Source organism: Janibacter sp. CoH_79_TC_3 (assembly GCF_058197955.1).
The window spans coordinates 1-255 of the sequence record NZ_JBXWIV010000136.1; the positions used below are offsets into that span (position 1 = coordinate 1).

Here is a 255-nt window from a genome sequence, read left to right on the forward strand (position 1 = left end):
TTGTTTATGTAATATCAGCTTTTATAGCAGCTGCTGGTTTTTCTACCATGTTTAATGTTCCGCCACGTTTATTATGGCTAGTCGGTCTAGGTGGAGTGATTTCTGTCTGTGTACGTACTTTGTCTATGGATTTTTTAGGTGTTGGTTTGCCGATTGGAACATTGCTAGGAGCAATGGTAGTAAGTATTATTGCTTTGAGGGCTGTGCATTGGTTTCATGTGCCTAGCCATGTGCTTACGATACCGTCAGTTATTC

Annotated in this window: 1 protein-coding gene; it reads left to right on the forward strand. The window is 40.8% G+C overall.

What is annotated here, in order from left to right; all coding sequences use genetic code 11:
* Window positions 1–47 precede the first annotated feature (47 nt).
* Window positions 48–255: threonine/serine exporter family protein (locus AC2FA3_RS15375; RefSeq protein ID WP_490510345.1), on the forward strand; the 208-nt coding region annotated here is incomplete at its 3' end.